Source organism: Salibacterium sp. K-3, assembly GCF_054052005.1.
Window position 1 is genome coordinate 1930789 of the sequence record NZ_JBSVZE010000001.1, and the last position, 25663, is coordinate 1956451.

27 protein-coding genes are annotated in these 25663 nt (G+C 46.0%); 10 read left to right on the forward strand and 17 right to left on the reverse strand.

Annotation, left to right across the window (positions count from 1 at the left end; translation table 11 throughout):
- The first annotated feature begins 176 nt into the window (after nucleotides 1–176).
- From ACW9JV_RS09520 to ACW9JV_RS09530, 3 genes are all read left to right on the forward strand, one after another.
- Complete coding sequence (locus ACW9JV_RS09520; RefSeq protein ID WP_457333640.1) at nucleotides 177–1226, forward strand: toxic anion resistance protein; 1050 nt, start codon at nucleotides 177–179, stop codon at nucleotides 1224–1226.
- Between the two features lie 29 nt (nucleotides 1227–1255).
- Complete coding sequence (locus ACW9JV_RS09525) at nucleotides 1256–2194, forward strand: hypothetical protein (RefSeq protein ID WP_457333642.1); 939 nt, start codon at nucleotides 1256–1258, stop codon at nucleotides 2192–2194.
- 89 nt (nucleotides 2195–2283) lie between these two features.
- Nucleotides 2284–3276: a DUF2777 family protein gene (locus ACW9JV_RS09530; RefSeq protein ID WP_457333644.1), complete on the forward strand. Its 993-nt coding sequence runs from the start codon at nucleotides 2284–2286 to the stop codon at nucleotides 3274–3276.
- A gap of 74 nt (nucleotides 3277–3350) precedes the next feature.
- On the opposite strand, the gene ACW9JV_RS09535 is transcribed toward ACW9JV_RS09530, so the two are convergent.
- Both ACW9JV_RS09535 and ACW9JV_RS09540 read right to left on the reverse strand, forming a co-directional pair.
- On the reverse strand, nucleotides 3351–3560 hold the full coding sequence (locus tag ACW9JV_RS09535) for a hypothetical protein (protein WP_457333646.1): 210 nt from the start codon (nucleotides 3558–3560) through the stop codon (nucleotides 3351–3353).
- Nucleotides 3561–3597: 37 nt separating this feature from the next.
- Nucleotides 3598–4737, reverse strand: a complete 1140-nt coding sequence (locus ACW9JV_RS09540; protein WP_457333648.1) for a conserved virulence factor C family protein — start codon at nucleotides 4735–4737, stop codon at nucleotides 3598–3600.
- A gap of 181 nt (nucleotides 4738–4918) precedes the next feature.
- Between ACW9JV_RS09540 and ACW9JV_RS09545 the strand changes: the two genes are divergently transcribed.
- The gene (locus tag ACW9JV_RS09545; RefSeq protein ID WP_457333650.1) at nucleotides 4919–5647 is read left to right on the forward strand and encodes a metallophosphoesterase family protein; all 729 of its coding nucleotides are present in this window, start codon (nucleotides 4919–4921) and stop codon (nucleotides 5645–5647) included.
- A gap of 41 nt (nucleotides 5648–5688) precedes the next feature.
- On the opposite strand, the gene ACW9JV_RS09550 is transcribed toward ACW9JV_RS09545, so the two are convergent.
- From ACW9JV_RS09550 to ilvA, 5 genes are read right to left on the reverse strand one after another with little or no spacing between them, the layout of a single operon-like run.
- A complete protein-coding gene (locus tag ACW9JV_RS09550) occupies nucleotides 5689–6114 on the reverse strand; it encodes a TlpA disulfide reductase family protein (RefSeq protein WP_457333652.1) in 426 nt (141 codons plus the stop codon).
- Nucleotides 6098–6451, reverse strand: a complete 354-nt coding sequence (locus ACW9JV_RS09555) for a thioredoxin family protein (protein ID WP_457333654.1) — start codon at nucleotides 6449–6451, stop codon at nucleotides 6098–6100. Before ACW9JV_RS09555 ends, ACW9JV_RS09550 begins: the two co-directional genes overlap by 17 nt.
- Before the next feature lie 44 nt (nucleotides 6452–6495).
- Nucleotides 6496–7017, reverse strand: a complete 522-nt coding sequence (locus ACW9JV_RS09560; RefSeq protein WP_457333656.1) for a type 1 glutamine amidotransferase domain-containing protein — start codon at nucleotides 7015–7017, stop codon at nucleotides 6496–6498.
- Nucleotides 7018–7041: 24 nt separating this feature from the next.
- Nucleotides 7042–7794, reverse strand: a complete 753-nt coding sequence (locus ACW9JV_RS09565) for a DUF3891 family protein (protein WP_457333658.1) — start codon at nucleotides 7792–7794, stop codon at nucleotides 7042–7044.
- A gap of 36 nt (nucleotides 7795–7830) precedes the next feature.
- Entirely contained in the window at nucleotides 7831–9078 is a 1248-nt protein-coding gene (gene ilvA, locus ACW9JV_RS09570) for a threonine ammonia-lyase IlvA (protein WP_457333660.1), read from the reverse strand.
- A gap of 275 nt (nucleotides 9079–9353) precedes the next feature.
- Here ilvA and ACW9JV_RS09575 point away from each other — a divergent pair, with 275 nt between their 5' ends.
- The 4 genes from ACW9JV_RS09575 (at nucleotide 9354) to ACW9JV_RS09590 (ending at nucleotide 12517) form a co-directional block, all read left to right on the forward strand.
- Nucleotides 9354–9533: a hypothetical protein gene (locus ACW9JV_RS09575; protein ID WP_457333662.1), complete on the forward strand. Its 180-nt coding sequence runs from the start codon at nucleotides 9354–9356 to the stop codon at nucleotides 9531–9533.
- A gap of 242 nt (nucleotides 9534–9775) precedes the next feature.
- Nucleotides 9776–10105, forward strand: coding sequence for a phasin family protein (locus ACW9JV_RS09580; protein WP_457333664.1), 330 nt, complete (start codon nucleotides 9776–9778; stop codon nucleotides 10103–10105).
- A 59-nt stretch (nucleotides 10106–10164) separates the two neighbouring features.
- Nucleotides 10165–11841 carry an ABC1 kinase family protein gene (locus ACW9JV_RS09585; protein WP_457333666.1) on the forward strand — a complete coding sequence of 559 codons (1677 nt, stop codon included), beginning with the start codon at nucleotides 10165–10167 and terminating at the stop codon, nucleotides 11839–11841.
- A gap of 52 nt (nucleotides 11842–11893) precedes the next feature.
- Nucleotides 11894–12517 carry a trimeric intracellular cation channel family protein gene (locus ACW9JV_RS09590; RefSeq protein WP_457333668.1) on the forward strand — a complete coding sequence of 208 codons (624 nt, stop codon included), beginning with the start codon at nucleotides 11894–11896 and terminating at the stop codon, nucleotides 12515–12517.
- On the opposite strand, the gene ACW9JV_RS09595 is transcribed toward ACW9JV_RS09590, so the two are convergent.
- The 4 genes from ACW9JV_RS09595 to ACW9JV_RS09610 all read right to left on the reverse strand — a co-directional run bounded on the left by ACW9JV_RS09595 (nucleotide 12514) and on the right by ACW9JV_RS09610 (nucleotide 14653).
- Nucleotides 12514–13344, reverse strand: a complete 831-nt coding sequence (locus tag ACW9JV_RS09595; RefSeq protein ID WP_457333671.1) for a sulfurtransferase — start codon at nucleotides 13342–13344, stop codon at nucleotides 12514–12516. The two genes, ACW9JV_RS09590 and ACW9JV_RS09595, sit on opposite strands and share 4 nt — an antisense overlap.
- 18 nt (nucleotides 13345–13362) lie before the next feature.
- Nucleotides 13363–13734 carry a YppE family protein gene (locus tag ACW9JV_RS09600; RefSeq protein ID WP_457333672.1) on the reverse strand — a complete coding sequence of 124 codons (372 nt, stop codon included), beginning with the start codon at nucleotides 13732–13734 and terminating at the stop codon, nucleotides 13363–13365.
- A gap of 42 nt (nucleotides 13735–13776) precedes the next feature.
- The gene (locus ACW9JV_RS09605; protein WP_457333674.1) at nucleotides 13777–14250 is read right to left on the reverse strand and encodes a hypothetical protein; all 474 of its coding nucleotides are present in this window, start codon (nucleotides 14248–14250) and stop codon (nucleotides 13777–13779) included.
- A 148-nt stretch (nucleotides 14251–14398) separates the two neighbouring features.
- Entirely contained in the window at nucleotides 14399–14653 is a 255-nt protein-coding gene (locus ACW9JV_RS09610; protein ID WP_125555557.1) for a DUF370 domain-containing protein, read from the reverse strand.
- Nucleotides 14654–14802: 149 nt separating this feature from the next.
- Here ACW9JV_RS09610 and recU point away from each other — a divergent pair, with 149 nt between their 5' ends.
- A complete protein-coding gene (recU, locus tag ACW9JV_RS09615) occupies nucleotides 14803–15396 on the forward strand; it encodes a Holliday junction resolvase RecU (RefSeq protein ID WP_457333677.1) in 594 nt (197 codons plus the stop codon).
- Between the two features lie 80 nt (nucleotides 15397–15476).
- A complete protein-coding gene (locus tag ACW9JV_RS09620) occupies nucleotides 15477–18188 on the forward strand; it encodes a PBP1A family penicillin-binding protein (RefSeq protein WP_457333679.1) in 2712 nt (903 codons plus the stop codon).
- A 40-nt stretch (nucleotides 18189–18228) separates the two neighbouring features.
- Here ACW9JV_RS09620 and ACW9JV_RS09625 read toward each other — a convergent pair whose 3' ends face one another.
- From ACW9JV_RS09625 to ACW9JV_RS09650, 6 genes are all read right to left on the reverse strand, one after another.
- The gene (locus ACW9JV_RS09625) at nucleotides 18229–21816 is read right to left on the reverse strand and encodes a dynamin family protein (RefSeq protein WP_457333681.1); all 3588 of its coding nucleotides are present in this window, start codon (nucleotides 21814–21816) and stop codon (nucleotides 18229–18231) included.
- A gap of 33 nt (nucleotides 21817–21849) precedes the next feature.
- Nucleotides 21850–22353, reverse strand: a complete 504-nt coding sequence (locus ACW9JV_RS09630) for a YpoC family protein (RefSeq protein ID WP_457333683.1) — start codon at nucleotides 22351–22353, stop codon at nucleotides 21850–21852.
- The gene (gene nth, locus ACW9JV_RS09635) at nucleotides 22346–23008 is read right to left on the reverse strand and encodes an endonuclease III (RefSeq protein WP_457333685.1); all 663 of its coding nucleotides are present in this window, start codon (nucleotides 23006–23008) and stop codon (nucleotides 22346–22348) included. Before nth ends, ACW9JV_RS09630 begins: the two co-directional genes overlap by 8 nt.
- Before the next feature lie 14 nt (nucleotides 23009–23022).
- On the reverse strand, nucleotides 23023–23718 hold the full coding sequence (locus tag ACW9JV_RS09640) for a DnaD domain protein (protein ID WP_457333687.1): 696 nt from the start codon (nucleotides 23716–23718) through the stop codon (nucleotides 23023–23025).
- Nucleotides 23719–23846: 128 nt separating this feature from the next.
- Nucleotides 23847–25037, reverse strand: coding sequence for a pyridoxal phosphate-dependent aminotransferase (locus ACW9JV_RS09645; protein ID WP_457333690.1), 1191 nt, complete (start codon nucleotides 25035–25037; stop codon nucleotides 23847–23849).
- 125 nt (nucleotides 25038–25162) lie between these two features.
- The gene (locus ACW9JV_RS09650; protein ID WP_457333692.1) at nucleotides 25163–25639 is read right to left on the reverse strand and encodes a PepSY domain-containing protein; all 477 of its coding nucleotides are present in this window, start codon (nucleotides 25637–25639) and stop codon (nucleotides 25163–25165) included.
- Between the last annotated feature and the right edge of the window lie 24 nt (nucleotides 25640–25663).

Genomic DNA, 25663 nt, shown 5'->3' on the forward strand with positions numbered 1-25663 from the left:
TTATATTCTCTGTTTTTGAATCTGATTGTAAATTTTATCGTACACAAAATACAAATGAATGAAAAGCATTTTGCAACGGAGGTCGTCAAAAAATGATATAATAAGAGTACATGTATTATCAATGAACGGAAATGATTATGATCATCAACCTGTATTTTGTTAAGGAGGGACATCTCATGAGCAGTAACAGACAGCAGAGCTCTTCTGCTTTATCAGACAGTGCGGCAGAAACCGTAAATGAAGCGGAAAAATATCTGCAGCGGTTCAAGCGCGGGGAAGACTCGGATGATCTGCTGGCTTCCATCGGCAGCCTCGGGGAAACGGAGCAGAAAAAAGCTGGAGAATCACTTGATGCGTTAAAACGCCCGGTACGAGAAATGATGAACCAGAAAGACAATGAACTTCCGGAAAAGCTTCATGAACTAAAAGGAATGGTCAGTGAACTGGAGCCGGATTATCTGAAAGAAAGCCGCTGGAAAAAAACATGGAATAAACTGTTACGACGGAGCCCGATGGAACAGTACGCCAAAAAATATGAAACGGTGGAAGCGCAGGTTGAAAATATCATTGAAACACTCCTCGGCGGCCGCGATAAACTACAGGAAGACAATGTGATGCTGGAACAGCTGAAAGAAACAGCCAAAGAGCGTATTACCGAACTTGAATCGCAGATCGAAACAGGCAATCAACTGAATGAAATGCTCGAACAGGAAATGACAAAAGAGGAATGGAAAGACAATCCCGCTCCCCTTCAAAAAGGGCAGGAAAAAGTCGTCACCAGGGTGAAAAATATGCATCAGGCCGTCATGGTACTGCAGCAGTCCCTTGCTTCTGTCGATCTTATTCTCGACAACAATGAAAAGCTTGAGGAAGCGATTTTTAATGCCATTACAATGACGAAAAACATTATTACCGTCACCGCCTCCATCCAGCTTGCTCTTGGTAATCAGCGCAAAGTAATCAACGCGGTACAGAATGTCAACGAAGCCACGGAAAACATGATTTTGAGCAATGCCGAAATGCTGAAAACCAACACGGAAGACACGCTGAAAACACTCGAAGAACCGGCTGTTGCCATTGAAACCTTCCGCAAAGCATATGAAGATGTCAACGCCGCCATCGAGATGACGGAACAGTCCAATGAACGAATTGTTCAATCCGGAAAAAAATTCATACAGGAACTCGATGATTTAAATGAACAAATGAGATCAAAATTACTTGAATAACAGTTATTACACGAAAAAGGTGATTCATGTTGGCTAAAGACTGGCTGTTGCATCCATGGCTGGAACGGTTTCTGCCGGACCATATGCGGCCGGTGGATGATCATATATTTACTGATGCGCATGGTCTTGTCATCGTCCAGGAAACAGAAGCAGCCCTGGATCGGTTGATTGAGTACGGCAAACAGGTGAAGCCGGCGCAGCATTTCAAGAAGAATGGTAAAATGTTCCATTTTAGACTGAAGGTAAACCAGAAACGGATGAAACTGTTAAGTTACGAAAACCACAAATCCGAAGCAGCCATCAAAAAAAGAATCGTCATTGAATACATCCGCAAAACCTATCTGCCTAAAGAACGGCAGAACCGCTGCAAAGAAGCGACGGTACAGTATATTAAAAACGGACAGACCTTCGTACGCAGTATACAGCAATCAACGTATTTTCAGGGAATCTTTGATAAACTGGAACAGCTGGACGATGCACTGCTCGGCGGATTGATCCGGACGGGTGCCCCTGTTGCACCGGCGGATGCCGAAGAACAGCCGGAGAAAGAAAAGGAACTTATTCATTCTTCTGACGAACCGTTTTACCAGTTGAAGGAACTGGAAAATAAAAAAGAAGAAGCATGGCGGGAACTTCCCCCGCTTATTAATAATCGTCTAGCCAGTCTTCTGGAAGAAATACGCCGTACGGGACAACTGTTTGATTCTCTCGATGTTGAAAATCGTTATACCGTGAAACGTATGATTACAAAAGATATCCCCTCTTTGATTGATACGTTCTTATCGCTTTCTGGTGAAAACAGAGACAAACAGACCGAACAGCTGTATGAAGCACTTGTTAAAATGGAAGTGAATATACGTTCTCTGCGGGAAAAAACCGAGCATGTAAAAGTTGAACAGATGGAGCAGCTGTTTGAACTGAATGAACGCAGGTATCCGGTGCACAGAAAAAACCATCCCCCGGAATAACCTGTTGTCGAGCTTGCTCAACAGCCATTCCATTTCGTATAATAAAGATGGATCGCAAACGAAAAGCAACTATTAAAGTGAGGGTTATCATGAATCGTCAAGAAGCGTCCAAACATATAGGAAGTACGGTCCTTGTAGACCAGGGAGAAGACGGAGTGTATTACGCCCGGCTCGAAGAAATCCTTACCCCTCCTAAAAAAACATGGTCCGGAACCGTGGTCATTACCGGGCTCTTTCAAGTGCCTGCTGTTCACAGGTCTGATGTTATCCCGGATATGAAAGCACGCAGCCTTACCGTTCCAGGAAGCAAAATAGAAAGCCCGGACCAGCCTCTGGAAGAGGACTTTGACTCCTCGGTACTGACTGCTGTCACGTCTGTGATTGAAGAACTGCAGACGACAGCCGATGCGTATTTATCCGCGGCAAAAACGTGGAAAGAGGTCGAAGCGGCATATGGCGGCTCCCTCCCCGAACCAGCTGGGAAACCAGATAGTAAGGAAGAAGATGGTCCTGCTTATGTCACCTACCGCATAAAAAAACAGAATGGTCAACCGTTTCTTTACGAACCTTTATACGGTGATGAACTGGAACTCGAAGGATGCCCGTTTGAATTTGAAGTAAAATTGAGCGGGAGATGGACACCAGTCTCCCACAGCCGGCATTTTACCTTTAAAGACCGTACAGGGGCTGCCGTTACATTAGACGAAGGAGACAATGTCCGAATTCATACCGAACAGTTCCAGCCTTTTACCATCCTTCTCAATGAACTGGAACACCCATCCCGCCGGAGCCTGCTTCAGGATCTCGAAGACTTTGGCTTTTCCAGATCCGACCTGATGGACTGTCACAACCGGCTGCTGTATGAACTGCTTCAGTCTGAAGGGGCTTCCTCCTTCAGCGGCGTCAACTTTCTTACATTCCAATCGAAGTCCGCCACACTGATTGTTCAACATCACTACGAACGGATACTAAAATCCGATGCGCAGGATTATGTGTACGATCGTTTTGAATACACGGCGGATAATGGAGTACGCCGCATCTCCACCTACACAAGCGCTTATTCGAAAGACCACGAATCCTAACCTGGAATCCATCATCCGGAGTACACAAAAAAGGAGCCTCACAGGGCTCCTTTTTTGTGTACGGTGCTTTCTCTTTATTCCTGTGCAGGAATATAAGTGATCTTCACACCTTCCTCCTGCAGCATTTGAATCAAAGCATTATTTAAGTTCTCATCCCGCAGAAGACCAAGGGATTCCACGAGTTCCAGTTCAGACAGTTCATCTCGTTCCGCCTCTTCAAGCAGTTCAAGAGCCTCATCCATTTGTTTATCCTGCAGGCTCTGTTTTAATTCTTCTTTAGTCAATACAACCCCTCCTTTTTTGATTGTCTCAGAATAATGTTCATATGTTGTTTTTATCGTTCTGCATCCGTTCTGTCATCTGTTTCCACACCGATCCTTCCGCTTTCTCGCCTTCTTCAATCCGTTTAAGAGCCAGTCTTGCCTGAAGTGCTACTTCAAACGCAGAATCATTCACGGTTTCACGAAGGGATTCCACCGCTGATTCATCCCCCACTTCGTAAAGAAACATTGCCGCTCTCCAGCGGACCAGCTTATTTTTATCTTCCAGTGCATCTATCATGGCCGGTATCCCTGCTGGATCACCCAAATCCGAAAAGCAGTCGGCTGCTGTACGCCGAACGGTTACCGACTGATCACTCATCGCCTGCCGGAGTAAAGGAAGAATGACCGGTTGTTCAATCATGCCGATATGCACGACAGCGAGTCTCCTTACAGATGATTTTTCATCATGCAGGGCCTTTTCAAGGACTGGCAGATCCTTCTCTTTGGGGTTCATTTTATCCAGAGCTGCGTACCGTTTCCGCCAATCCGGATCATCAAGCATCTCTGATGTCACTTCTATAAAACGTTCTTCAAACTGCCTTGCATTTTCCTCTCCTGATAAAGACAGCTCAACAAGTGTATCAAGGCGTTCCTGCGGATAGGCAGCCGCTGTTTCCTCTGCAGCCTCTTCTGCTATTTCGTCCAGATCATCGCCAAATCGGCGGCTGTGGTCTTCCCACGTGCGCTGCATCACAATATTATCGTCTTCTGTCTGAGCTTTAAATGCTGCTTGTTGAAAACGTTCCGGCAGTCCTTTTCGTTTTTCTTCTTCTCCCGACGTCACTTTAATCTGCATGGGAATATTTTTAAACATCTGCAACTGTACCTGCACTTCACCAAAGGCATCATCCACTTCCGCTGTTTCACCCGGTCCTGCGGTATCTTCCCCGAATAAACGGCGCACCTCGGCCAGGAGTCCTTCCCATTCCGCTTTTGGATGGCGCTCCAGAGCCATAAAATCAGAGACATGATAAATACCTGTAATGCCTTCAATTGCAAGGATCGGACGGATAAAATCCGGCGCCTCCTCTTTATTTTCTGCTTTATAATTATTACTTTTTCCCGCAGGAAGCGATTCATCCATAATAAGTTTCATCGTATTGGGACTTGGTGTTGGTTCAATGGATATAATGTTCATCCCGTCACTCCTTTCTCCTCGTTCCCTGATTTTCGATTGATAGATATGAATGATTGTAACACAACCAGCCACGCTCCTTCCAACCGGCCGGAAAACATGGAAAACGTTATGACAGCACCTGTAACTCATGTATAATAAAAAAAGAACGTTATGTATCACTAGATAGAAGGAGGCTGCTTTCATGAAGATTGCGTTATTATCAGATATTCACGGCAACGCTCGAGCGCTGAAAGCTGTTCTGAATGATTTGAAAGAAAAACATATTGATCAAATGTATATTCTCGGAGACCTGTGTTACCGCGGTCCGGAACCTAAAAATGCACTCGAAACGGTCCGATCCACTCCCGCAAAGGTGCTGAAAGGCAACGCGGACGAATGGGTCATACGCGGCGTAAAAAAGGGAGAAGTGCCTGACTCCGCCCTTGCCATCATGAATCAGGAACAGGACTGGACGGTGGAGCGGTTGAGCAGTGATGATATCCACTATCTTGAACAACTACCCTCCTCTTTTCTGGAAACGTTTGATCAGTCGGTAACCATGCATGCGTTTCATGCCGCACCCGACAGCCTGTTCGATGTCATTCCCGCAGATGCTACTGATGACACACTGCTTGAAAAACTGGGAACAGAACCGGACGCTGATATCGTCGTCTACGGCCATATACACACACCGTATATCCGCAGAGCCGGCGGCACAACATTTATCAACACCGGAAGTATTGGGCTTCCTTTTGATGGAGATCCCCGACCTTCCTACGTACTTCTTGAAGTGGAAAACGGCACATTTGAGGCATCCATTGAACGGGTCGATTACGAGAAGGAACGGGTCATGGATCAATATGATGCCAATGATTACCCGAACAGCCGTCAAATGAAACAGATCGTCGATACCGGAAAAAAACCTTCCTGATAGAAAACGAAGCCCTGAATGAAACGGGCTTCGTTTTATTATTAACGGTCAAGCAGCGGCTTAACTCCTTCTATAATGTCCATAAAAGGTGCTTTATCGTTAAAGCGGTTAACGACGCGTAATTCTTCATCAAGAATAAAAGTAGTCGGTACCCCAATGCATTGATATTTGTCATACGTTTTCGTTTTCTCGTCACGAAGTACCGGGAAGGTGTAGCCGTTTTCCTCCATAAACCGGACCGGATCTTCCATTTTCCCTTCCCTTCCGGTTACATTAATGGTAAGAAACTGCAGCTTATTTTGATCCAGATGCTCATAAAAGGACTGCTTCCGGGCCAGATCCCGATGGGAATCCGGACACCAGGAAGCCCAAAACGTCAGCATTATCGGTTTTCCCTTTAAATTATGAAGTCTGGTTTCTGCGTATCCATCCAACGTAGATAGTTCGAAATCAGGAGCTTCCTTCATTTTCTGTTCCCTCCTTTCCATCCCTCAGCGGCAGCCACCCGTGCAGTCTTTTCAGCAGAGACGGAAGGGATTCGAATGCATAAATGGTTCTGACCACTCTGCCATCCTGAATGACTTTCAGACAGGGGACACTGCTGATTTGTTCTTCCCGGGCAATGTCCGGCATGGCGTTAATATCGGCCTGAGCGAATCCGGTCTCGAAAATGTCCTCCAGACGTTTCGTCATCTGTAAAGCGATCTGACACGTCCCGCATAACGGCGTATAGAAAACAACAGCTGCCGCTTTTTCCTTTTTGTTTTTCAGAGAGCGGAACTCTTCTGCGCAAATGTCTTTCATTATAACTCCTTTATCCTTTTCAGTACGTTTCCCGTTTTGGATTGTTACCGGTGCAGCGTTTCCACCAGCGCGCGGGTGTATGCCGGAATATCAGGTGGACGCCGGCTTGACACGACATGTCCGTCCACAATCACTTCCTTATCATACCAATGAGCTCCCGCATTTTTCATATCATCTTTAATACCCGGGGTGCTTGTTACGTTTTTGTTCTTCAGTACATCTGCAGAAACAAGAACCCAGCCGGCATGGCATATTTGTCCTATCAGCTTCTGATGTTCTTCCATATGCTGGACCATCTCAATTACTTCCGGATAGCGGCGGAGCTTGTCCGGCGCCCATCCACCCGGTACCAGAATACCATCAAAGGCAGATCCGGAGATATCGTCGAACGAAGCCTCTGTTTCCGCCGGCACACCGTGTTTTCCCTTATAAGTCTTATCTTTTTCGCTGCCGGTCAATACAACACGGACACCTTCTTCTCTCAGCCTCATAACAGGCACCCAAAGTTCAAGATCTTCGAAATCATCATCAACCAGAGCGATAATTTGTTTTCCTTGTAAGGACATCCGGATCACCTTTCTTTTTGATAATCAAACCGAATGCAGAGACAAATGCCGGTTCCATTCTCTGCTTTCCTGATAAGCGTTGCTGAATCCTTTATCCAACACCGCCATCTTTGAAACAATACATCCCTGAATCGTGATATCGATCTGCTGTTCCAGCGGAAAAGGGGTAATACAGATCGAACCTTCCCCGCTGAATCGCGCCTTTATCGTTTGATTATTCAAAAAGGCAAATCGCTGACGAAACCCATCCCGGAACCACAATACTTCTTCTGACTTGGCTGCACCAGGCCGGTTCATACAGGCATACAGAGAAAGATCATCACAGAACTGGAGCAGCTTCAGATGCTCTTCTTCGGTCTCCGGATTATTCAGAAATCGACGCCATTTCTTTTGACGCCGGCGCTCCTGTTCCAAAAATAGGCGGCCTGTCCCGGCAGATCGATGTTCAAAAAAAGACGCATAATGCCTGCTCACAAGCAGTCCGCTGTAACAGTGCATGTCCCCGGTTTCAACAATACCTTTTTGATACGCCTGTATTTTAGGACATTCAGGATAGTCCGTAAAATCAAATGGATTCCCCTCTTCATCTGCTTTCGGAGCAGCATCCAAAGGGATCCAGGCACGGTCATGCTCCCGAACCGCCAGCACCAGTTCATTCCAGTATGAATCCATTCTGACGACGGGATCCCTCCAATGATGAATGATCAGTGCCGAAATCCGGGCGTGTTCATGTTGGGGAATGCATACGTAATAATCATTCGATTCATTAATAATCATGGTATGTCCTCCCGAACGAGCCGTTCCTCCATGTCGTTAAATCAGAAAATGAAAAAGGCTTTCCTCTTTATTAATTTCGTTGTACTGAAAATTCTTGTTGTCAAGCTGTTCTATCAGTGTATGGTAGTCACCAGGGTGCGCCAGTTCAATACCGACAAGTGCCGGTCCGTTAGCTTTATTGTTTTTTTTCGTATATTCAAACCTTGTAATATCATCCTCCGGACCGAGTACCTCATCCAGAAATTCCCGGAGCGCTCCGGCACGCTGCGGAAAGTTAATCAAAAAATAGTGCTGCAGTCCTTCATAACGAAGCGACTTTTCCCGCATTTCTTCCATCCGCCCGATATCGTTGTTGCCGCCGCTCACTACACATACGACGGTTTTTCCTTTAATCTCTTCCCTGTAAAAATCCAGAGCCGATATCGGCATGGCACCAGCAGGCTCAGCGACAAGAGCATTTTCATTGTACAGTTCCAGTATGGTCGTACATATCTTTCCTTCCGGAACGAGCGAGATATCATCAAGCATGGTCCGGCATACGTCATAGGTTATATCCCCTACCCGCTTCACCGCTGCACCATCGACAAATTTATCCATATCCTGGAGCTCCACCACTTCATTTTTTCCAATCGACTCCTTCATGCCCGGTGCTCCACCGGGTTCAGTGCCGATCATTTTCGTTTCCGGTGAAATGGATTTGACATACGTGCCGATCCCGGAGATCAATCCGCCGCCGCCGATCGTGCAGAACAAATAGTCAATCTGCTCTTCGATATCGTTCATGATCTCCATCCCGACGGTGCCCTGACCGGCAATAATTTTTTCATTATTGAAGGGATGAATAAACGCCATTCCATGTTCTTCTTCGCAGGCAAGAGCTTCCTGATAGGAATCATCAAACGTATCGCCGGTAATAACCACATCGACGTAATCTTTCCCGAACAGTTTAACCTGGCCGATCTTTTGTTTCGGTGTCGTGGTCGGCATGAAAATTTTCCCTTTCACCTGCAGTGCTTTGCAGGAATAGGCGACGCCCTGGGCATGATTTCCGGCACTTGCACATACAACACCATTTTTCAGTGTTTCTTTAGACAAGCTCTGCATCAGGTAATAGGCTCCCCGGATTTTAAAAGATCGTACCACCTGCAGATCTTCTCTTTTTAAATACACATTGGCACCGTAACGTTCCGATAGAACCTGGTTTTTCTGCAGCGGCGTGTGTGTTACTACATCTTTTAATGTTTGGTTTGCGATAATAATATCTTCAATATGAATACCTGTCATCACTAATTTTCCTTTCCTTTGTTTCCATATCCGGTTTTCTCTCTTAGAACATGTTTATTGTAACATGAGATGTCCCCGGTCTCGACTGTCCTGTTCCGTTGTTCCATCGTTTTCTTTCCTGACCTCGGATTGATAATTTGTCTTCCCGGGGATATAATAAAAAAAGATGTTATTATTGTTTTTACAGTGTGCTACCGTGTATGATAATGATATGCTGTAACAGGGTGTTTTTACCATTATACATATAAGGTCAACGTGTAAAGGAGGCATCACCAATGACAAGACTGAGTGCAGTGCTCTTCGCACTTATTGTTTTCACCGTACCGGCAGCTGCATCGGCATCCTCGGTAAACGCCTGGAATGATGCGGATAAGGGCTTTTTAGCGGGACTTTCTGTTGTTTCGGTTCTGGCTATTCTGTTGTTTATTTATCTCATGCTCCGCGACAACGGATAAGCATCTTTTCCGTATGATCCTGAAGGCTTGCCTGAATAGAGCATTCTATGTTCAGGGAAGCCTTTTTCAACATCAGAAGTTGAAACGTTTTTCTTTTCATGCATCACCTTTTTTTATTTTAGAAAATCAGCTCTTCAAATACAAATGACCCGGAATAAAGATTGAAATCCTGCGTTTATTTCTCTTCTACAGATGATCCGCTAATTCAGGTACCAATATAAGATACAGGGAGGAGAAACACAATGAATGACATGCTCAAAAGAGGTTTTTTTCTCGGTCTCGGCGCTGCGGCCTACGGAAAAGAAAAAATCCAGACGTATATCGATGACCTCGTTACAAAAGGCAGAATAACTCCCCGTGAAGCTGAACAATGGAAGGAAGATCTGATCGAGCGTGGAAAACATGCGGAATCCGAATGGAACGGGCGTACCAAAGATAAAGCAAAGGAATCCCTGAAAGAAATGGGCCTTGCTGTAGATAGTGATGTAGAAAGGCTTGAATCAAAACTTCAGCAGCTCGAAGAACAGATCGAGAACCTAAAAAAAAGCAGTTCTAATGATACAAACGGATGAATCGGTGTTCGCCGGCAGCATCAATTTAAGGTTTTCTATTCCTGGAAAGGAATTGTGACATGGAATTAACACGAGGTCTTAAACACGCAAACCGTTACAGAAAAATAGCAGCCACACTTGCCCGTCATGGTTTCGGTTATATCCTTCAGGAAGTCGGCCTGTTCCACATATTATCACTTCCGAAACGGATGGCTTCCAACCCGGATGATTTTAACATGCATTCCATCGGACAGCGAATCCGCAATGTGCTGGAGGAGCTGGGCCCAACTTTTATTAAACTCGGACAGATGATCAGTACCAGGGAAGACATATTCCCTCCCTCTATTATTGAAGAACTTCAGAAACTGCAGGATGAAGTATCCCCGTTCCCGTTTGAACAAGCCCGGGAAATTATACAAAATGACCTTGGCCGCAATCTGGAAGACATATTCGCTGTGTTTTCTGAAGAACCGATTGCCGCTGCTTCCATCGGACAGGTTTATAAAGCGGAGCTGTACGACGGCAGTGATGTAGCCGTTAAAGTCTCGCGCCCCCATATAAAAGAAACGATTGAAAAAGATATTGAAATTCTGAGAGATCTGGCAAGACTGTTCAACCAGCGCTTTCAATGGGCGCGTTACTACCGGCTTCAGGACGTTATTGAAGAATATGTGGATGCTATCAGGGACGAAGTTGATTATTATGTCGAAGCCCGGAACACGGAAAAAATGCGCACGAATATGGAGAACTTCCCTTCTCTCGAGATTCCGGAAGTGTTCGAATCATTTTCAAGCAGACGGGTTCTCACCATCTCTTTTCTGGATGGCACAAAAATTTCAGAGCTGGAACAGACGGACAAACAGTTCAACAAAAAGGAACTGGCGCGCTCCATGACAGATGCTTTCTTTCATCAGGTAATGGTGGACGGTTTTTTCCACAGCGATCCTCATCCCGGCAATGTTGTCTTTACCGGGTATGAAACGGCGGGACTGATTGATTTCGGCCAGATAGGCAGGCTTAATAAGGAAATGCGGCGGCAGTTCATTAATTATATTATTGCGATGACACGGAAAAAGCCGGACCAGGTTGCCGATGCAATCTATGAAATGGCCGATATACCCGATACGATTGATCATGATCAGTTTGCCGAAGATGTATATTACCTGCTTTCGAAATACTATGAAAAATCCTTTCAGGACATCAGGTTCGGGGAAGCGATCAATGATATTTTTGCAACATCCCACCGTTATGAAATACAGATCTACAAAGAATACACGATGCTTGCCAAAGCCTTGATTACGTTTGAAGGCATCATCGAACATCTTGATCCTGATTTAAGCATCGTGGAAATAGCAGAACCATACGGGAAAAAGCTGGCGATGGAACAGTTCAATCCAAAAAACATTGCCAAAGACTGGTGGAAGGAAGGACTTCGGCAGCGCGATTATATGCTCGGCATTCCAAAAGAGCTTCGGGATGCCCTGTCCAAACTGAACAACAGTCACGTCGGTATTGAAATGAAAGTACCGAAAATCAATATTTTCCTGAACAAACTGGACCGGATAAGCAACCGTCTTTCATTCAGTATTATACTGCTTGCTTTCAGTATTATTATGGTTGGTCTTATTATCGGATCCACGTTCGGAGACTCCTCTTCTCCGCTTGTTACTCTTCCCGTTATAGAAATCAGTTTCATCATTTCATTTTTTATGTTTTTATGGCTCATTTATGCTATATTTAAATCTGGACGATTTTAAATCCCGGCCTTCTGCGGCCGGGAATTTTTCATAACAAAGGAGAATGTCTGGAGTGACATGGGAAATCCTGAACATTATCGGAACAACCGCATTTGCTCTCAGCGGTGTTTTCGCGGCGATGGAAGAAGATTATGATTTAATGGGGATTTATATTCTCGGCTTTGTCACAGCCTTTGGGGGCGGGGCTGTACGGAATCTGTTGATCGGGGTTCCGGTTACTGCGCTTTGGGAACAGGAAGCGCTGTTTCTGACTGCGTTCGTCATTATGACCATTGCTTTTCTGATGCCGCGTTTTTTATTTGAAACCTGGATGAAATGGGGCCTCCTGTTTGATGCAGCTGGCCTCGGTTCTTTCGCTGTACAGGGAGCCATTTACGCAGCAGAAATGAATCTGCCGCTCAGCGCTTCCATTGCCGCCGCTGCGTTAACGGGTACCGGAGGCGGAATGATCCGGGATGTTCTGGCCGGAAGAAAACCGCTCTTTCTGCGGCATGAAATTTATATCGCCTGGACGCTGCCAGCCGGTATAGGTATCGGCATGGGCTGGATTTCGTCCATGCCCGGCTATCTCTCTGTTCTTCTTCTGATTGTTATATGCCGTATGCTTTCCGTCCACTACGGATGGCGGCTTCCGAAAAGCGGCCGCCGCCATATCGAACAGAAGGATTCCCCTTAATTTTTTTCCACCGGAAGGTCATCGTAGGAAATCCAGTCACTCCAGCTTCCAGCATACAGCCTTGGATATTCAAACCCCGCTTCTTTCAGCGCGAGAATATTAACACATGCTGTCACGCCGGATCCGCAGTATGAATAGATTTTTTCATCTTTTTGAAGATCCTGAAAATGCCGCTGCAAATCTTCTGTATTTTTCCATACACTATCTTTGTCCAGCACTTCTTTCCAGTAATAATTTTCTGCTCCTGGAATATGCCCAGCCGTATGATCTACCGGTTCCTGTTCAGCGCGGTAGCGGGCCCCTTCTCTTCCATCGATGATTGCACTGGTTTCTTCATGCAGGGCCAGCTTCATTTCTTCCACAGAGGCCAGCATGTCCGGCTGAATGTCGGGCTCAAATTCTTTTCTTTTTATATCCGTCTCTTCACTCGTGCTCGGAAATCCTTCCTGCTTCCATGTCGAAAATGGACGATCCAGCACAAACGTACTGCGGTGCCCTGCAAATGTCATCATCCACCAGAACCGGGCAGCCATCGCTCCTCCCTGATCATCATAGGCAATGACCTCCGTGTCATGATCAATTCCAGCGGTTGACAACGTTTCGGCAAACGTTTCCATGTCAGGCAGCGGGTGCCGGCCGCCATGTGTTTCCACAGGTGCACTGAGATCCTTATCCAAATCCATATAGACGGCGCCGGGAATATGATCCTTTAGATAGGCAGTCCTGCCTGCATCCGGATCTCCAAGCTGAAAACGACAGTCCACAACCCGGACACCCTCATCTTTACGCTTTCTTTCGACCCACTCCGGCTTCACTATTGTGTTCATCGCTATTCCCGCTTTCTCTTATAGATTCAGTTGTTCTTCCATTCCGGAAAGAATATAATCTATCGACTGGATCATTTCCCGGAACCGTTTTGTTTTCGTATCGGACTGAAAAGATCTTATCGAAGAAATCAGGATATTTTCATGCGTATCTTCAATCTGTTTCAAGTAAAAATACGTGGGATTTTCCTCCGTAATCCATAGCTCAGCCAAAGGTTTCCACGCATCAGCGGTTTCTTTCACCTTATCGGCAAAAGGCTTTACTTCCTCATAAAAATCAGGGGAATACCCGGGATCCTGTGCTTTATTCGTGAAATTCTGAAGGGATTCATTATTATAATCTTTTAAAAGTTGAATTTTTTTATGAAGATCTTCTTTCTGCTCCTGCAACATTTCATTTCCCCCCTCTTTTATCATCTTATCACGGAGAATGCTTCATTCAAACTGAAAAAGGCTTTGCAGCGGTTCCGTATAGGTCACGGAAGCTGTTGATTTATCCTGTTTACGGGACGGGGAAGTTTGTTCCTGCTGATGCATCTGTTTTTCCAATTTATCCAGCCTTTTTGTAAGTACTTCTATTTTTTTACGCTGTTCGACCATCTGAAAAGTCACAATATCATCCGCTTTATTCATAATCATCCGTTCGAGCACCTGTACATTTTCTTCAGCCTGAGCCAGACGCTCCAGCATAACGGAAGTACTGACATTGCTGCCCGCAGCGGATGCTGTGTGCTGATGCTTCTCCTTTATTTCCAGAAAGCGCGCCATGGAATCCTCATCAAAACAATAATGACCGTATTGATTTTCCGTGTATGGAATGCGGTAGTTTTTCGACCACTTTAATACCGTTGCCGGAGAAACCTGGAGCCGGGCTGCAATATCTCTTGTTTTCATCGTTTGTTTTTCCATCTTATATTCCTCCTTTTCCTGCTCCACCCTTCCGCATCCGCAAGGTGGATCCCTGCTGTGATGACAGAACTAGTGATGATTCGAAAAAGGAGGTTTAAATCAGATAGAAATCTACAAAAAAAGCTCCGGCCCGGGCCGAAGCTGACTGCTAACTGCCGCTGTCATTTTCGTTCAGCCGCTGGGCTACTGTTTCAGGCTGAATCGCGGAAAGCAGCACGTGATCACTATCTGCAAGGATGATGCTTCTGGTTTTTCTTCCATTTGTAACATCGATTAACATTTTTCTTTCTCTGGCTTCCTGAATTAATCGTTTGGTAGGTGCAGAATCAGAGCTGACAATAGATACAATTCTTTCAGGAGGCATCATATTGCCGAATCCAAGATTAACCGGCTTCTCATTCATCAAATCCCTCACTTTCTCTTTCTACCTAATCGTAACATGAATATACCCTCGATTGTCTACTTCGGCCGTCTACGTGATAATAGATGGTTCTTTCAGGCTTCATGATATGCTAAGATGGAGAAATGACATACAGTAAAGAAGGTGTTTATATGGCCTTTCGTTATCCCGGCGGCAGAAAATATACCAATACACGCCGCGGTCGTTCCACATCTTCCCCTTCCCTATTTGCAAACCGGGGCATGACACTGGAACAGGACCTTAATGATACAAACCAATATTACCGGTCGGCGGGCTGGGCCGTAATTCATAAAAAACCCACCCCTGTTCAAATTGTAAATGTCGACTATCCGAACCGCAGTGCTGCAAAAATTACGGAAGCCTACTTTAAACAGCCTTCCACCACAGACTATAATGGGATTTACCGTGGCCGTTATATCGATTTTGAAGCAAAAGAAACCAGAAATAAAACCTCTTTTCCTTTCGGGAATATTCATGCCCACCAGGTGGAACATATGCGGGAGGTATTACAGCACGGCGGAATTGCCTTTCTGATTATCCGTTTCAGTTTGCTGGAAGAAACGTTCTTGTTTGATGCCGCCCGTTTTATTGACTGGTATTCCGGACAGCATAAAAGAAAATCAATACCTAAATCAGACCTGGAAACATACGGGCATCTGATCCCGCTGAAATACAGTCCACGGGTTGATTATCTTCATATCATCGATGATGTGTATTTTTCATAATGTAACGTTTTGTTTTACAGCACGACTAATCCGGTGACTTCCAATGCCAAAGCAACAAAAGAGAAAGGAAGAAACAATACATGAGTCAGAATTACCGTTCCAGACAGGAAAAACGCCAGGCCCAAGAGTCTTCCAATAAGAAAAACAAATCAAAGGGTTCTAAACGCCCTATATTAAAATACTTGTTTCTTACCGTATTTATCACAGGTTTTCTGCTCGTTCTCGGCGGAGGCATAGCCGCTGCGTTCATGATCAGCAATGCCCCTGCCCTGGACCCCGAGGAATTGGTATTGTCTGAGGCAGCTGAAATCTATGATCAGAACGGCGAACAGGTGACCCGTCTGCAAGCCGGGCAGAACCGCGATCTGATCGACATCAGTGATGTTCCGGAAGATGCCAAATCAGCGTTTATTGCGGTGGAAGATGCACGGTTTTATGATCATTTCGGCATCGATATTATCCGTGTTTTCGGTGCGTTAGCTGCAAATGTGACAGAAGGTTTCGGTGCCGAAGGTGCAAGTACCATTACCCAGCAGGTTGTCAAAAACGCCTTTTTATCGCCGGAAAAAACGATCACCAGAAAAGTGCAGGAGCAGTACCTTGCCATCCGGCTTGAACAGCAGTATTCCAAAGATCAAATTCTTGAGATGTATTTAAACCTGATTTATTTTGAGCAGGGTGCCTACGGTATCGGAGAAGCATCGAGTGTTTATTTTGACAAATCCGTAGATGAATTAACGATAGAAGATGCGGCACTTCTTGCGGCTATTCCAAGACGCCCAAATCATTATGAACCCATTCAGAATCCGGAAACCGCCAAAGAACGCAGGAATATGATTATTGATTTAATGGTGGAAAATGATTTTATTTCAAGCGAAAAGGCAGAACAGGCTCAATCCGTCAATATCAACGAACAGATTGATTATAATCCAACGCAGGAAGGCCTTGTCTACGATTCGTTTATTACACATGTTCAGAATGAGATGGAAGACGTGGACGGCATATCCAGCAATGAACTGTATTCGGCCGGGCTGAAAATTTATACCACGCTCGATACCGAAGCGCAGAAATACGCTGAAGAAGTTATCCAGACAAACCAGCATATCAGCAGCTACCCGGACAGTGATCAGTTCCAGGTCGGGTTTACCTTAATTGACACCGAGACCGGAGCCATAAAGGCTATGGTAGGGAACAGGCAGAGCCAGGACATTGCCAAAGGGTTCAATTATGCCAGCAACGGCAGTGCCCAGCCGGGATCCACCATCAAGCCGCTTCTGGATTACGGACCGGCTATTGAATACAACCAGTGGTCCACTTATCATCAGCTTGTCGATGAGCCGCATACTTACACCGAAGACGGAGAGGACCAGATTCAAAACTATTCCGGGACGTACCGGGGATCGGTAAGTATGAGGCAGGCGCTTATTGACTCCATTAATGTTCCTGCTGTGAAAGCACTGCAGCAGACTGGACTGGATCAGGCAGGAGATTTCGCCCGCGGTCTCGGCCTGCCAATTGAAAATATTTATCCGGCTGCCGCCCTGGGCGGAATAGATCCCGGTTTTTCAAGTCTTGATATGGCAGGTGCTTATGCTGCTTTCGGTAATGAAGGTACGTATTCAGAGCCTTACGCCGTACGTCGTGTGGAATTCCGGGACGGACGCGAGATTACAATCGATCACGAATCAAGGCAGGCTATGAATGATTATACTGCCTACATGATAACGGATATGCTTCAGGATGTCGTAGATGAAGGTACAGGAACCGGAGCTGATATCCCCGGTCTTCCTCTTGCCGGAAAAACCGGAACCACCAATTTTACGGAGCAGGAACATCAACAGTATAACATCCCTCCCGGCGGTGATCCGGACGTTTGGTTTGCAGGTTACACCCCCCGTTACACGGCTGCCGTCTGGACCGGTTTCAGCGGCAGCCGCGGCGAAAACTATCTTATAGACGGGGAAAGTGACATCGCAAAGGAAATATTCCGGCTTGTGATGTCCAATGTTTCCGAGGGAACCGACACACCTGACTTCACACAGCCGGACTCGGTGGAAGCCATCGATATCGAACGAAGCACCGGATACAGAGCCAGTCGTTATACTCCGGAAAGTGAAATCATCACGGAACTGTTTGTAGAAGGAACTGGTCCGGAAGATGTTTCGGATGAATTCGCAGAGCCCGAATCCATCAGCGGATTAAACGCGGTTTATAATGAAGAGGATGATGAAATCCAGCTAAGCTGGGATTATGATCAAAATGAGCTGGATGGTCGCGCTTTTGAGATCGAACACCGTACAGAAGATGGCTCGTACGAATCACTTACCACCCAGTCCGGATTAAGTTACACTCTGTCTTCACCGCAGAAGGGAAGCACCCACAGTTTCCGGATTACCGTGGTAAATGAAGAAGGACCGGATCAATCCAGTTCCTCCTCTGAGGTTCAGGTAAATGTGCCGGAAGAAGATGAACAGAATGACGAAGAGAATGAATCCGATGAAGATCAGGAAGATGAAAATGAAGAAGAAACGGAGGAATCAGAAGACAGTAACAATGAAGATGATTCCTCCGACGGTGAAGAACCTGACAATAATGAGAATGGCAGTAATGATAACGACAGCAGTAACAATACAGATGACAGCAGCGGTACAGAAGATGACAACGGGAACGGATCGGACGACAGCACCGGAGACGCCCAGTCCAATTCCACCGATGACGGAACCGATGACGGAACCGACGACAGCAGCAGTTCAGACTCCGGCAGTACAGAGGATGACAACGGAGATAATTAAAAGCATCCCCCTTTCACATTGCTGTGAAAGGGGGATGCTTTTATTGGACCAGATCATTTAAAGAAACGGCTTCTTCATAAAGCGCAGGTTGTTTCGACGGATCAAAGAGCCAGTGGATACGTTCTTTCTCCCGTTCCGTTTCCTGTTCGAAAAACGTTTCTGTCTTTTCTTCCTGTTCCTGCAGGTACCTGATAAGAAGCTGGTGCATCCAGTCCTCAAACCATTTTACATCTTTGGCAGCTTCGGTGCGCACTGTTTCGGCATAGTCTTCTTTTAACTCCTGCACTCTGCCTTTCCCGAAAAAATCTTTCCCGGATTGATAATAATCGAGAAAATTATCGTTCCTTATCGACAAACTGCTTTTCATGTCCCCTGCTCCGGCCGCATCCTGTATTGTTTCCGGATCCGGTGCCTCGATTGTTAATGCCGGTGGTCTGTTGTTATCCATAAAATGCCGGATCCGCTTCTGGATATATTTCTGACTCTGCTCCTGCAGCCGGAAGATGATAGTCTGTATTTCCTGTTCCAGATACGTGCGGGCAAGTCCTTCCATTTCCTGAAGAGCGGACTGAAGCCGGGATTTCTGCTCCCGTTTGGTGGAAGCATCCAGCACGGCCGGATTGACAGACTGCGGGAAATAATCCTGTATCATCAATTTTACTCTTTCCTGCAGATAAGAACATTGCTGCTGTAATTCATTATGAAGAGAAGGGAGCAGTCCATCAAATGAAATGAACGTCATCTGCTGCCTGAATTCCTCCACAAGTTGAAGGCGCTCACGCATCGTCTCCTCCAGGTTTTCTCCGTTCTCTTCAAAATCAGCAAGAATGGACTGCAGAAGACGATAAATATGGGTGCCGAATTGATAGAGCCGGTCCAAATGATCAGCCTTCAGTGTATCCATTGTAATGGTTTCAAAATAATGTTCAAACGCAGAAAAAGCTTCATCTGTCGCTGTCTTTGCTCCATTCTGCCTGGTTTCGAGCGCCTTTTTACTGGAGAGACAAAATAAATCAGGGTTCTCCACCCCGTTTACACGAAGCTGTTCTTTGACGTAATGTTTTACTCCGTCCAGTTCTGCCTTTGAATCTGCAAGGTCCGACGCATTAAGGATGAAGTACAGGCGGTTTGTATCAAATTGTTCATTCACTCCTGCCATCTGCTGCAAAAACAGATGATCTGCTTTGGAAAATGCATGATTGTAATAAGTGACGTAAAGAACGGCATGAGAGTGAATCAACTGTTGAAAGGCTACGTTAGTATGACGTCCATGAACGGAATGAACTCCCGGTGTATCAACAAGTACGAGTCCTTTTTCTGTCCAGGAACAGTCATAGTAAATAACGGCCTCCTGGATCAGGCATGCATATTGTTCATTACCGACCCACCAATGGAGCTCCTCAAGGCCCGTTTCCAGAAGAGTACCCGGCTGAGCTGTTCTTTTTTTCAGGCTCTGCTGGAGCGTAAAAAGATAATCGGCATAGGTCCGCTGATACGCGTTCAGACGGTTCCGGTCAGGTTTTTTCCATGACTGGATTGTCTTTAAATCAAGTTCTGTCCCGAGTTCGCGGGATACTGCCTGAATTTCCTGTTCCAATATGGACTCGTCCTTGATTTCCAGAAGAACCGTACCGTGGGAGTATTCCGGTGTACTTTTTTTAATGCGGTTAACCGCTGCTGTGGTCGGATGCGGAGATGCAGGAAGTACAGCTTCGCCGAGCATCGCATTAATAAAACTTGATTTTCCGGCACTAAAAGCTCCAAACAGGGATACTGTCACCGTATTATTGTCATATTGATCGAGAAGCCGCGCCAGTTTCTTCTTTTCCTGTTCAAACAGCGGCCGGTCCTGATATTGCTGCAGATATCGGCGCAGTGGTTCCACAAACGAATCATCCATATCCGGCACAGACACCAAGGTCTCATGATCCGGTTCGTCCGGAATGGAAAGAATCGATTCTGTCTGTTCAGAAACAGCGATCTCGGGGATGCTGCCTTCCGGAATTGCTTTTTCCGCCGTCTCGCGCAGACGTTTTCTGAAATCAGGACCGTCTTCTGTGTTCTCCAGAAAAAATCGGCACTCTTCTATCTTTCTATCGAATAGTCCGGCTTTCTCCTTCCATTTCCGGTATTCCTCCTGCAACTCTTTTTCCTGTTGTTGTTTCTGTTCCAGCAAAGATGCTTCTTGTTCAAACCGGTGGTTGATGGCATGTTCATATTCCTGAAACAATGATTCGCTATTGGATTTGAGCTGTCTCCCAATAGCGTCGGCTGTTTTTTCGGTAAACGTGTACACGAAGGAACGGTCGAATTCCGAGGTCGGTGCAAACCGGTCCAAAATATCTTCATCCACGCTGAAATCCAGTTCCTGTACGTTCTTTTCGAACTGTTCAGGATTAGACGCATGATTCAGATCAGAGCCAAGCAGCATGTTTTTCAGATGAAACAACAGCTCTGTTTTCACTTTTTCATTTAGTTCTTCCAGGACGGCAGCTTTACGCTGCGCACGTTCTTCTTCCGTTTTTTTTCTGGAAAAGAGCCATCCCTTTTTAAATTGCGGATGACAACTTTCCAGCCAGTATCTTACTTTTTCCGTTGTCGTATACGGAAAAAGCGTCACATTTTTAAATAATTGATTCCGTTCATCATACAGCGACTGAACGGCTTCCTTTCGTTCCTGCTCCAATCGGTAGGATGCTTCTTCCATCATGTCCGACTGTTCTGCGTCTTCCGGCGCGATCCCGCGTTCAGCAGTCTCTTCCTTCCATTGTTCATATGCTTCCATCTTCTCTTCTTTCAGCCGCTCAATCAAGCGGTTGACCGCACCTTGTTCAAGCATCGGCATGCTGTCGTCTGCGAGCTCCCTGCCATGGAACAGGATAGGTTTTAAAAAGGATGAAAAACGATCGAATTCATTGCAGGGATGATATTCGTCTTTCATCGATGTGAAAAATAGTTCCACCGGCTCGATCCCCGACCGGGAAAGAGTGGAATACAGTCCGTTTTTAAAGGAAGTCAGACTGACCTCCGCTTCATTATGTTTGTCAATTTGATTGACTACTAGAATGATAGGTTTATTTTCTTCACTCATTTCCTTCAGAAACCGAAGATTGGTCTCGGACTGCACATGGTTGTAATCTGTCACATAGATGATACAGTCCGCCGTGTAAAGTTGATCTGTCGTAATAAGCTGATGAGCTGGATCCGTGGAATCCACACCCGGAGTGTCAAAAATCCGGGTCGATTCGTTAAGAAAAGGCAGGGGGACAAATATATCAATGTTTTTTATCTCCTCGCCCTGCATCCCCCAGTCTTTCACTTGATCCCAAGGTATTTCTTCGTCCCATGTCATGCGCTTTCCTTCTCCGGTGGTTACAGCCAGTCCAGCTTTCCCGTATTGAATCGAGATAATGTTGGCGCTTGTCGGTATCGGACTCGAAGGCAGAAGCTCTATGCCTGACAGTTTATTCAAAAGAGTCGATTTTCCCGCCGAAAAATGACCGCAGAAAGCTGCTTCAAAACATGGAGCCTGATGTTTAGCGGAAAGAGCCAGGAGACGCTTTTCATCCTCCTCATAAAAAGGAAGGTCCCGCAGTGAATCCTTATTCTTTATCTGTAGTTCCGGCATAATTCTCCTCCCGTGACTTCAGCTGTAAGCCGTTCACTTTTTTTCTTCAATCTTCACAAGAGCAAACTGTTTTCTACATTCGACATACAGACTACGCAGCTGCATAAAACTATGGTGGTGAGCCGGTCTTTGGATGATAAAAGACAGCCTTCCACCAACGTTGGAAGGCATCCTGTTCATTTGTGCAGCTCCGGCGTTGAATGCGTCAGCCTCCGCGCCCGGCACCCGGTGCCTGTTCATCCATGACAGCGCACACATCAGCGAAGCCGTCCGGTTGATCATCACCGGCCGGGCTGACTTGGTTTGTCTACGCTGGAAACACGCCTCGAGAAACTCATATTGATCATCCCATTTCTGAATTACTGCCGGAACGTACAATAGTGGATGTTCCCATGGGGGATCATCCACTAAACCGTGCTCCCAGAGAATTTCTTCTTTAAATGGCGCATCGTTTTCCAAAAGCCGTGTTTTATTGAGCAGCGCTTCATTATAAAAAGGCGATGCAGCAAGATGATCAGGAATCAGGAAGTCATCCATGCTGTATCTCCCCGCGTTTCAAACGTTTCTGTCCTTCGCGGCATAGGTGAAGAAGCGGACAGGACGGGCATTGCGGGTCTCTGGCGCGGCAGTGGTACCTCCCGAAAAATATCAGGCGGTGATGGGTATCGGCCCATTCGTCTTCCGGCACCTTTTTCATCAATGTTTCTTCCACTTCCCGGACGTTATCTTTCCAGCGGCATATCCCCAGGCGCTTCGTCACTCTCTCGACATGCGTATCTACAGCAATGGCAGGTGTTTTAAAAGCGACAGAAGCTACGACATTGGCGGTTTTCCTGCCCACTCCGGCAAGGCTCATCAATGCTTCCCTTGTTCGTGGCACTTCACCGTCAAACTGCTCCAACAGAGAGGCAGATAGTTTTTTTATGTTTTTTGCCTTATTCCGGTATAAGCCAATGGAACGAATATCCTTCTCCAGTTCTTCCTGGGAGACATCCAGGTAATCCTGGGGTTTTTTATACTTCTGAAACAGACCGGGAGTCACCTTGTTTACGAGTGCATCCGTACACTGTGCAGACAATACGACTGCAATCAGCAGTTCAAAGGCATTGGAATGATATAATTCACATTCGGCTTCCGGGTACATCTGTTTGATGGTCTCAAGTATTTCCTGTATCTGAGTTTTAGTCAGCATGCTTCATCCGTCCTTCATGTTTCATCCAGCCAGTTGATATTCGGGTAATTCGGCAGATTTTCTTTAGAAACAGTTTTAGAGGGTCCTGTTGATTTGCGGAATCGATCACGGTGGGATTTTGCTTCCTGTTTGGTGCGGATACCGTTTTTGTGCCATTCAAATAAAATCCGGTCAATGTAGCGTAAATTCAGTTTGCCGGACAGTACTGCTTCATGCAGCGCTTCCTTTATCAGCTCGGCACTATATTTATCCTGATCGATCCATACATTTATCGTTTCGTATTCCATCGGCGAAAGCGGCCGGGCAAATTCCTGTTCAAACAGTTCATAGAGTTCCCCTTCCGAATCCGCCTTCGTTCCGCTCTCCTCTTCCGGACTATAACATTGCTGGATGATTCTGCGGAACAACGGCGCGAGCGAATACGTTTCATACATGACCTGATGATCGTCTTCGTTTGTATGCATGTCCAAAAATCCATTGTTAATCAACGACCGCAGCATACCGGAACACTCATCTTCCGATACAGCCATCCTACCGGCCAGTTCGCCCGGGGTCGGAAATGGGTGATGATCTTCAATGAACCTGTAAATATGAAGCAGCACCATTACTTCTTTCTCCTCTAATCCGATATTTGCATAATAGTCAAATAGCAGGTTGGAAACAGAAGTAGAGCCATACTGCAGCATATGAAGCGCCTGTTCCTGATCCATTCAGTCCTCCCCCTTTCGAGCACATCTTCACAGGTGCAGACTCCCTTTTATATGATCTCAAATAAAATCCCCCGGAACCGGGGGCAGCGTACATTGTACAGCCTCTTGACACGCTGCAGGTGCTTTCATTAAGAGTTGGGAGTCTTCTTCTCAATAAAAGCCTGAATACGATCAAGGGACTGTTCCAGCAAATCAAGGGAGGTTGCATAAGAAAGACGGATATTATCCGGCGAACCAAAACCGCTGCCCGGGACTACCGCCACTTTTTCTTCTTCAAGCAGGGCCTCGACCCACTGATCCACAGAATCATATCCGGCGTTTGCAGCAGCCTCCTTTACATTTGGAAACAGATAAAAGGCTCCTTTCGGTTTTACACACGATATCCCCGGAATCTGCACCAGTTTATCATATATTGTGTTCAGTCGCTCTTCAAATGCCTGTCTCATCGTTTCTACCGACCCATCATCTTCGGTATAGGCAGCCAGCGCACCAAACTGCGAACTGGACGTGGGGTTTGATGTGGAGTGACTTGCAAGATTAGTCATGGCTTTTATGAGTTCCTTGTTTCCTGCAGCATAACCAATCCGCCATCCCGTCATCGAATGGGATTTGGAAACCCCGTTAACGATCACCGTCTGTTCTTTCAAGTCCGATGAAAGCTGTGCCATCGATGTATGCTCTGCATCCCCGTAAATCAGTTTTTCGTAAATTTCATCAGAAACAATCAGAACGTTATGCTTCAATGCCGTATGGCCGATCTTTTCCAGTTCCTCACTGGAGTACATACTGCCTGTCGGGTTCCCGGGAGAATTAATGATTACCGCTTTCGTAGATGATGTAATATGTTCCTCCAGCTGTTCCGGGGTGATTTTAAAATGGTTATCTTCTGCCCCTTTAACGTAAACAGGAGTTCCGCCCGCAAGCTTCACTTGTTCCGGATAACTCACCCAGTAAGGAGCCGGGATAATCACCTCATCTCCTTCATTAAGCAGAGCCTGGAATAACGTATATAAAATATGTTTCGCACCGGTTCCGATGATAACCTCTTCTTCGGAATAGTCAAGATTCTGATCCCGTTCAAATTTATCAGCCACCGCTTTTTTCAGTTCAGGCATCCCGCCGGATGGTGTATATTTTGTATAACCGTCCCGCATGGATGCCGCCGCCGCTTCTATTATGTACGAAGGGGTGTTAAAATCAGGCTCTCCGGCTCCCAGACCAATGACATCGTGACCCTCCGCCTTTAATTGTTTAGCTTTTGCTGTGATAGCCAGAGTTGAAGACGGGGTCAGAGCTGATACTCTTTTTGATAGCTCCATGTTTTCGATTCCTCCTCATAACGTTACAGAATAAGTTATCGTAAGTGTATTAAAATCCCTGCTTGAATTCAAGCTGTGTTTATACAGCCTGACATAATGGAATTTTCCAGTCCAATGCCGTGCTGTTACCCGTTCTGCCTGATACTGTACCGTTTGATGTAAGCTCCGTCTTCCATCGATAAATAATAGTAATGGAGAGTACTATCATTTTTGAACGTCACTTCATATAACGGCTCGCCGTCTTCCATACCAGGTTTAATACTTCGGATCGTCTGTCTGTCAAAACGGTCAAGAACGACTTCTTCTGCCTCTTTCAACGATATGCTTTCCTCTGAGGGAAGGCGGGAGGTAATACTGTTGTCGTTCAGAAAGAACCATTCGTCGGACCCGTCCGCCAATCCGGCATTAACGGTGTATATCGTTTCCTCGCCGTTATAATAATAGACATCATGAACCGAATGTACGTTATCTTTGGCCAGCACCAGGTTTTCAGCCTTATCCAGCTCTTCGGCAAGGGAGGAGCGCACCATCGTATAGCCGAGAATGGAGAGAGCGGCAAGTACTAATACTGTTAATCCGATAAGAAGAAGCCAGCGTTTCATCCACGACTCCCTTTCTGTCCTGTC

Coding starts and splice junctions, on each gene's coding strand:
- ACW9JV_RS09520 (WP_457333640.1), top strand. CDS start 177: ATGAGCAGTAACAGACAGCAGAGCTCTTCTGCTTTATCAGACAGTGCG.
- ACW9JV_RS09530 (WP_457333644.1), top strand. CDS start 2,284: ATGAATCGTCAAGAAGCGTCCAAACATATAGGAAGTACGGTCCTTGTA.
- ACW9JV_RS09540 (WP_457333648.1), bottom strand. CDS start 4,737: ATGAACATTATATCCATTGAACCAACACCAAGTCCCAATACGATGAAA.
- ACW9JV_RS09545 (WP_457333650.1), top strand. CDS start 4,919: ATGAAGATTGCGTTATTATCAGATATTCACGGCAACGCTCGAGCGCTG.
- ACW9JV_RS09550 (WP_457333652.1), bottom strand. CDS start 6,114: ATGAAGGAAGCTCCTGATTTCGAACTATCTACGTTGGATGGATACGCA.
- ACW9JV_RS09555 (WP_457333654.1), bottom strand. CDS start 6,451: ATGAAAGACATTTGCGCAGAAGAGTTCCGCTCTCTGAAAAACAAAAAG.
- ACW9JV_RS09560 (WP_457333656.1), bottom strand. CDS start 7,017: ATGTCCTTACAAGGAAAACAAATTATCGCTCTGGTTGATGATGATTTC.
- ACW9JV_RS09565 (WP_457333658.1), bottom strand. CDS start 7,794: ATGATTATTAATGAATCGAATGATTATTACGTATGCATTCCCCAACAT.
- ilvA (WP_457333660.1), bottom strand. CDS start 9,078: ATGACAGGTATTCATATTGAAGATATTATTATCGCAAACCAAACATTA.
- ACW9JV_RS09575 (WP_457333662.1), top strand. CDS start 9,354: ATGACAAGACTGAGTGCAGTGCTCTTCGCACTTATTGTTTTCACCGTA.
- ACW9JV_RS09580 (WP_457333664.1), top strand. CDS start 9,776: ATGAATGACATGCTCAAAAGAGGTTTTTTTCTCGGTCTCGGCGCTGCG.
- ACW9JV_RS09585 (WP_457333666.1), top strand. CDS start 10,165: ATGGAATTAACACGAGGTCTTAAACACGCAAACCGTTACAGAAAAATA.
- ACW9JV_RS09595 (WP_457333671.1), bottom strand. CDS start 13,344: ATGAACACAATAGTGAAGCCGGAGTGGGTCGAAAGAAAGCGTAAAGAT.
- ACW9JV_RS09600 (WP_457333672.1), bottom strand. CDS start 13,734: ATGTTGCAGGAGCAGAAAGAAGATCTTCATAAAAAAATTCAACTTTTA.
- ACW9JV_RS09605 (WP_457333674.1), bottom strand. CDS start 14,250: ATGGAAAAACAAACGATGAAAACAAGAGATATTGCAGCCCGGCTCCAG.
- ACW9JV_RS09610 (WP_125555557.1), bottom strand. CDS start 14,653: ATGAATGAGAAGCCGGTTAATCTTGGATTCGGCAATATGATGCCTCCT.
- recU (WP_457333677.1), top strand. CDS start 14,803: ATGGCCTTTCGTTATCCCGGCGGCAGAAAATATACCAATACACGCCGC.
- ACW9JV_RS09620 (WP_457333679.1), top strand. CDS start 15,477: ATGAGTCAGAATTACCGTTCCAGACAGGAAAAACGCCAGGCCCAAGAG.
- ACW9JV_RS09625 (WP_457333681.1), bottom strand. CDS start 21,816: ATGCCGGAACTACAGATAAAGAATAAGGATTCACTGCGGGACCTTCCT.
- ACW9JV_RS09630 (WP_457333683.1), bottom strand. CDS start 22,353: ATGGATGACTTCCTGATTCCTGATCATCTTGCTGCATCGCCTTTTTAT.
- nth (WP_457333685.1), bottom strand. CDS start 23,008: ATGCTGACTAAAACTCAGATACAGGAAATACTTGAGACCATCAAACAG.
- ACW9JV_RS09640 (WP_457333687.1), bottom strand. CDS start 23,718: ATGGATCAGGAACAGGCGCTTCATATGCTGCAGTATGGCTCTACTTCT.
- ACW9JV_RS09645 (WP_457333690.1), bottom strand. CDS start 25,037: ATGGAGCTATCAAAAAGAGTATCAGCTCTGACCCCGTCTTCAACTCTG.
- ACW9JV_RS09650 (WP_457333692.1), bottom strand. CDS start 25,639: ATGAAACGCTGGCTTCTTCTTATCGGATTAACAGTATTAGTACTTGCC.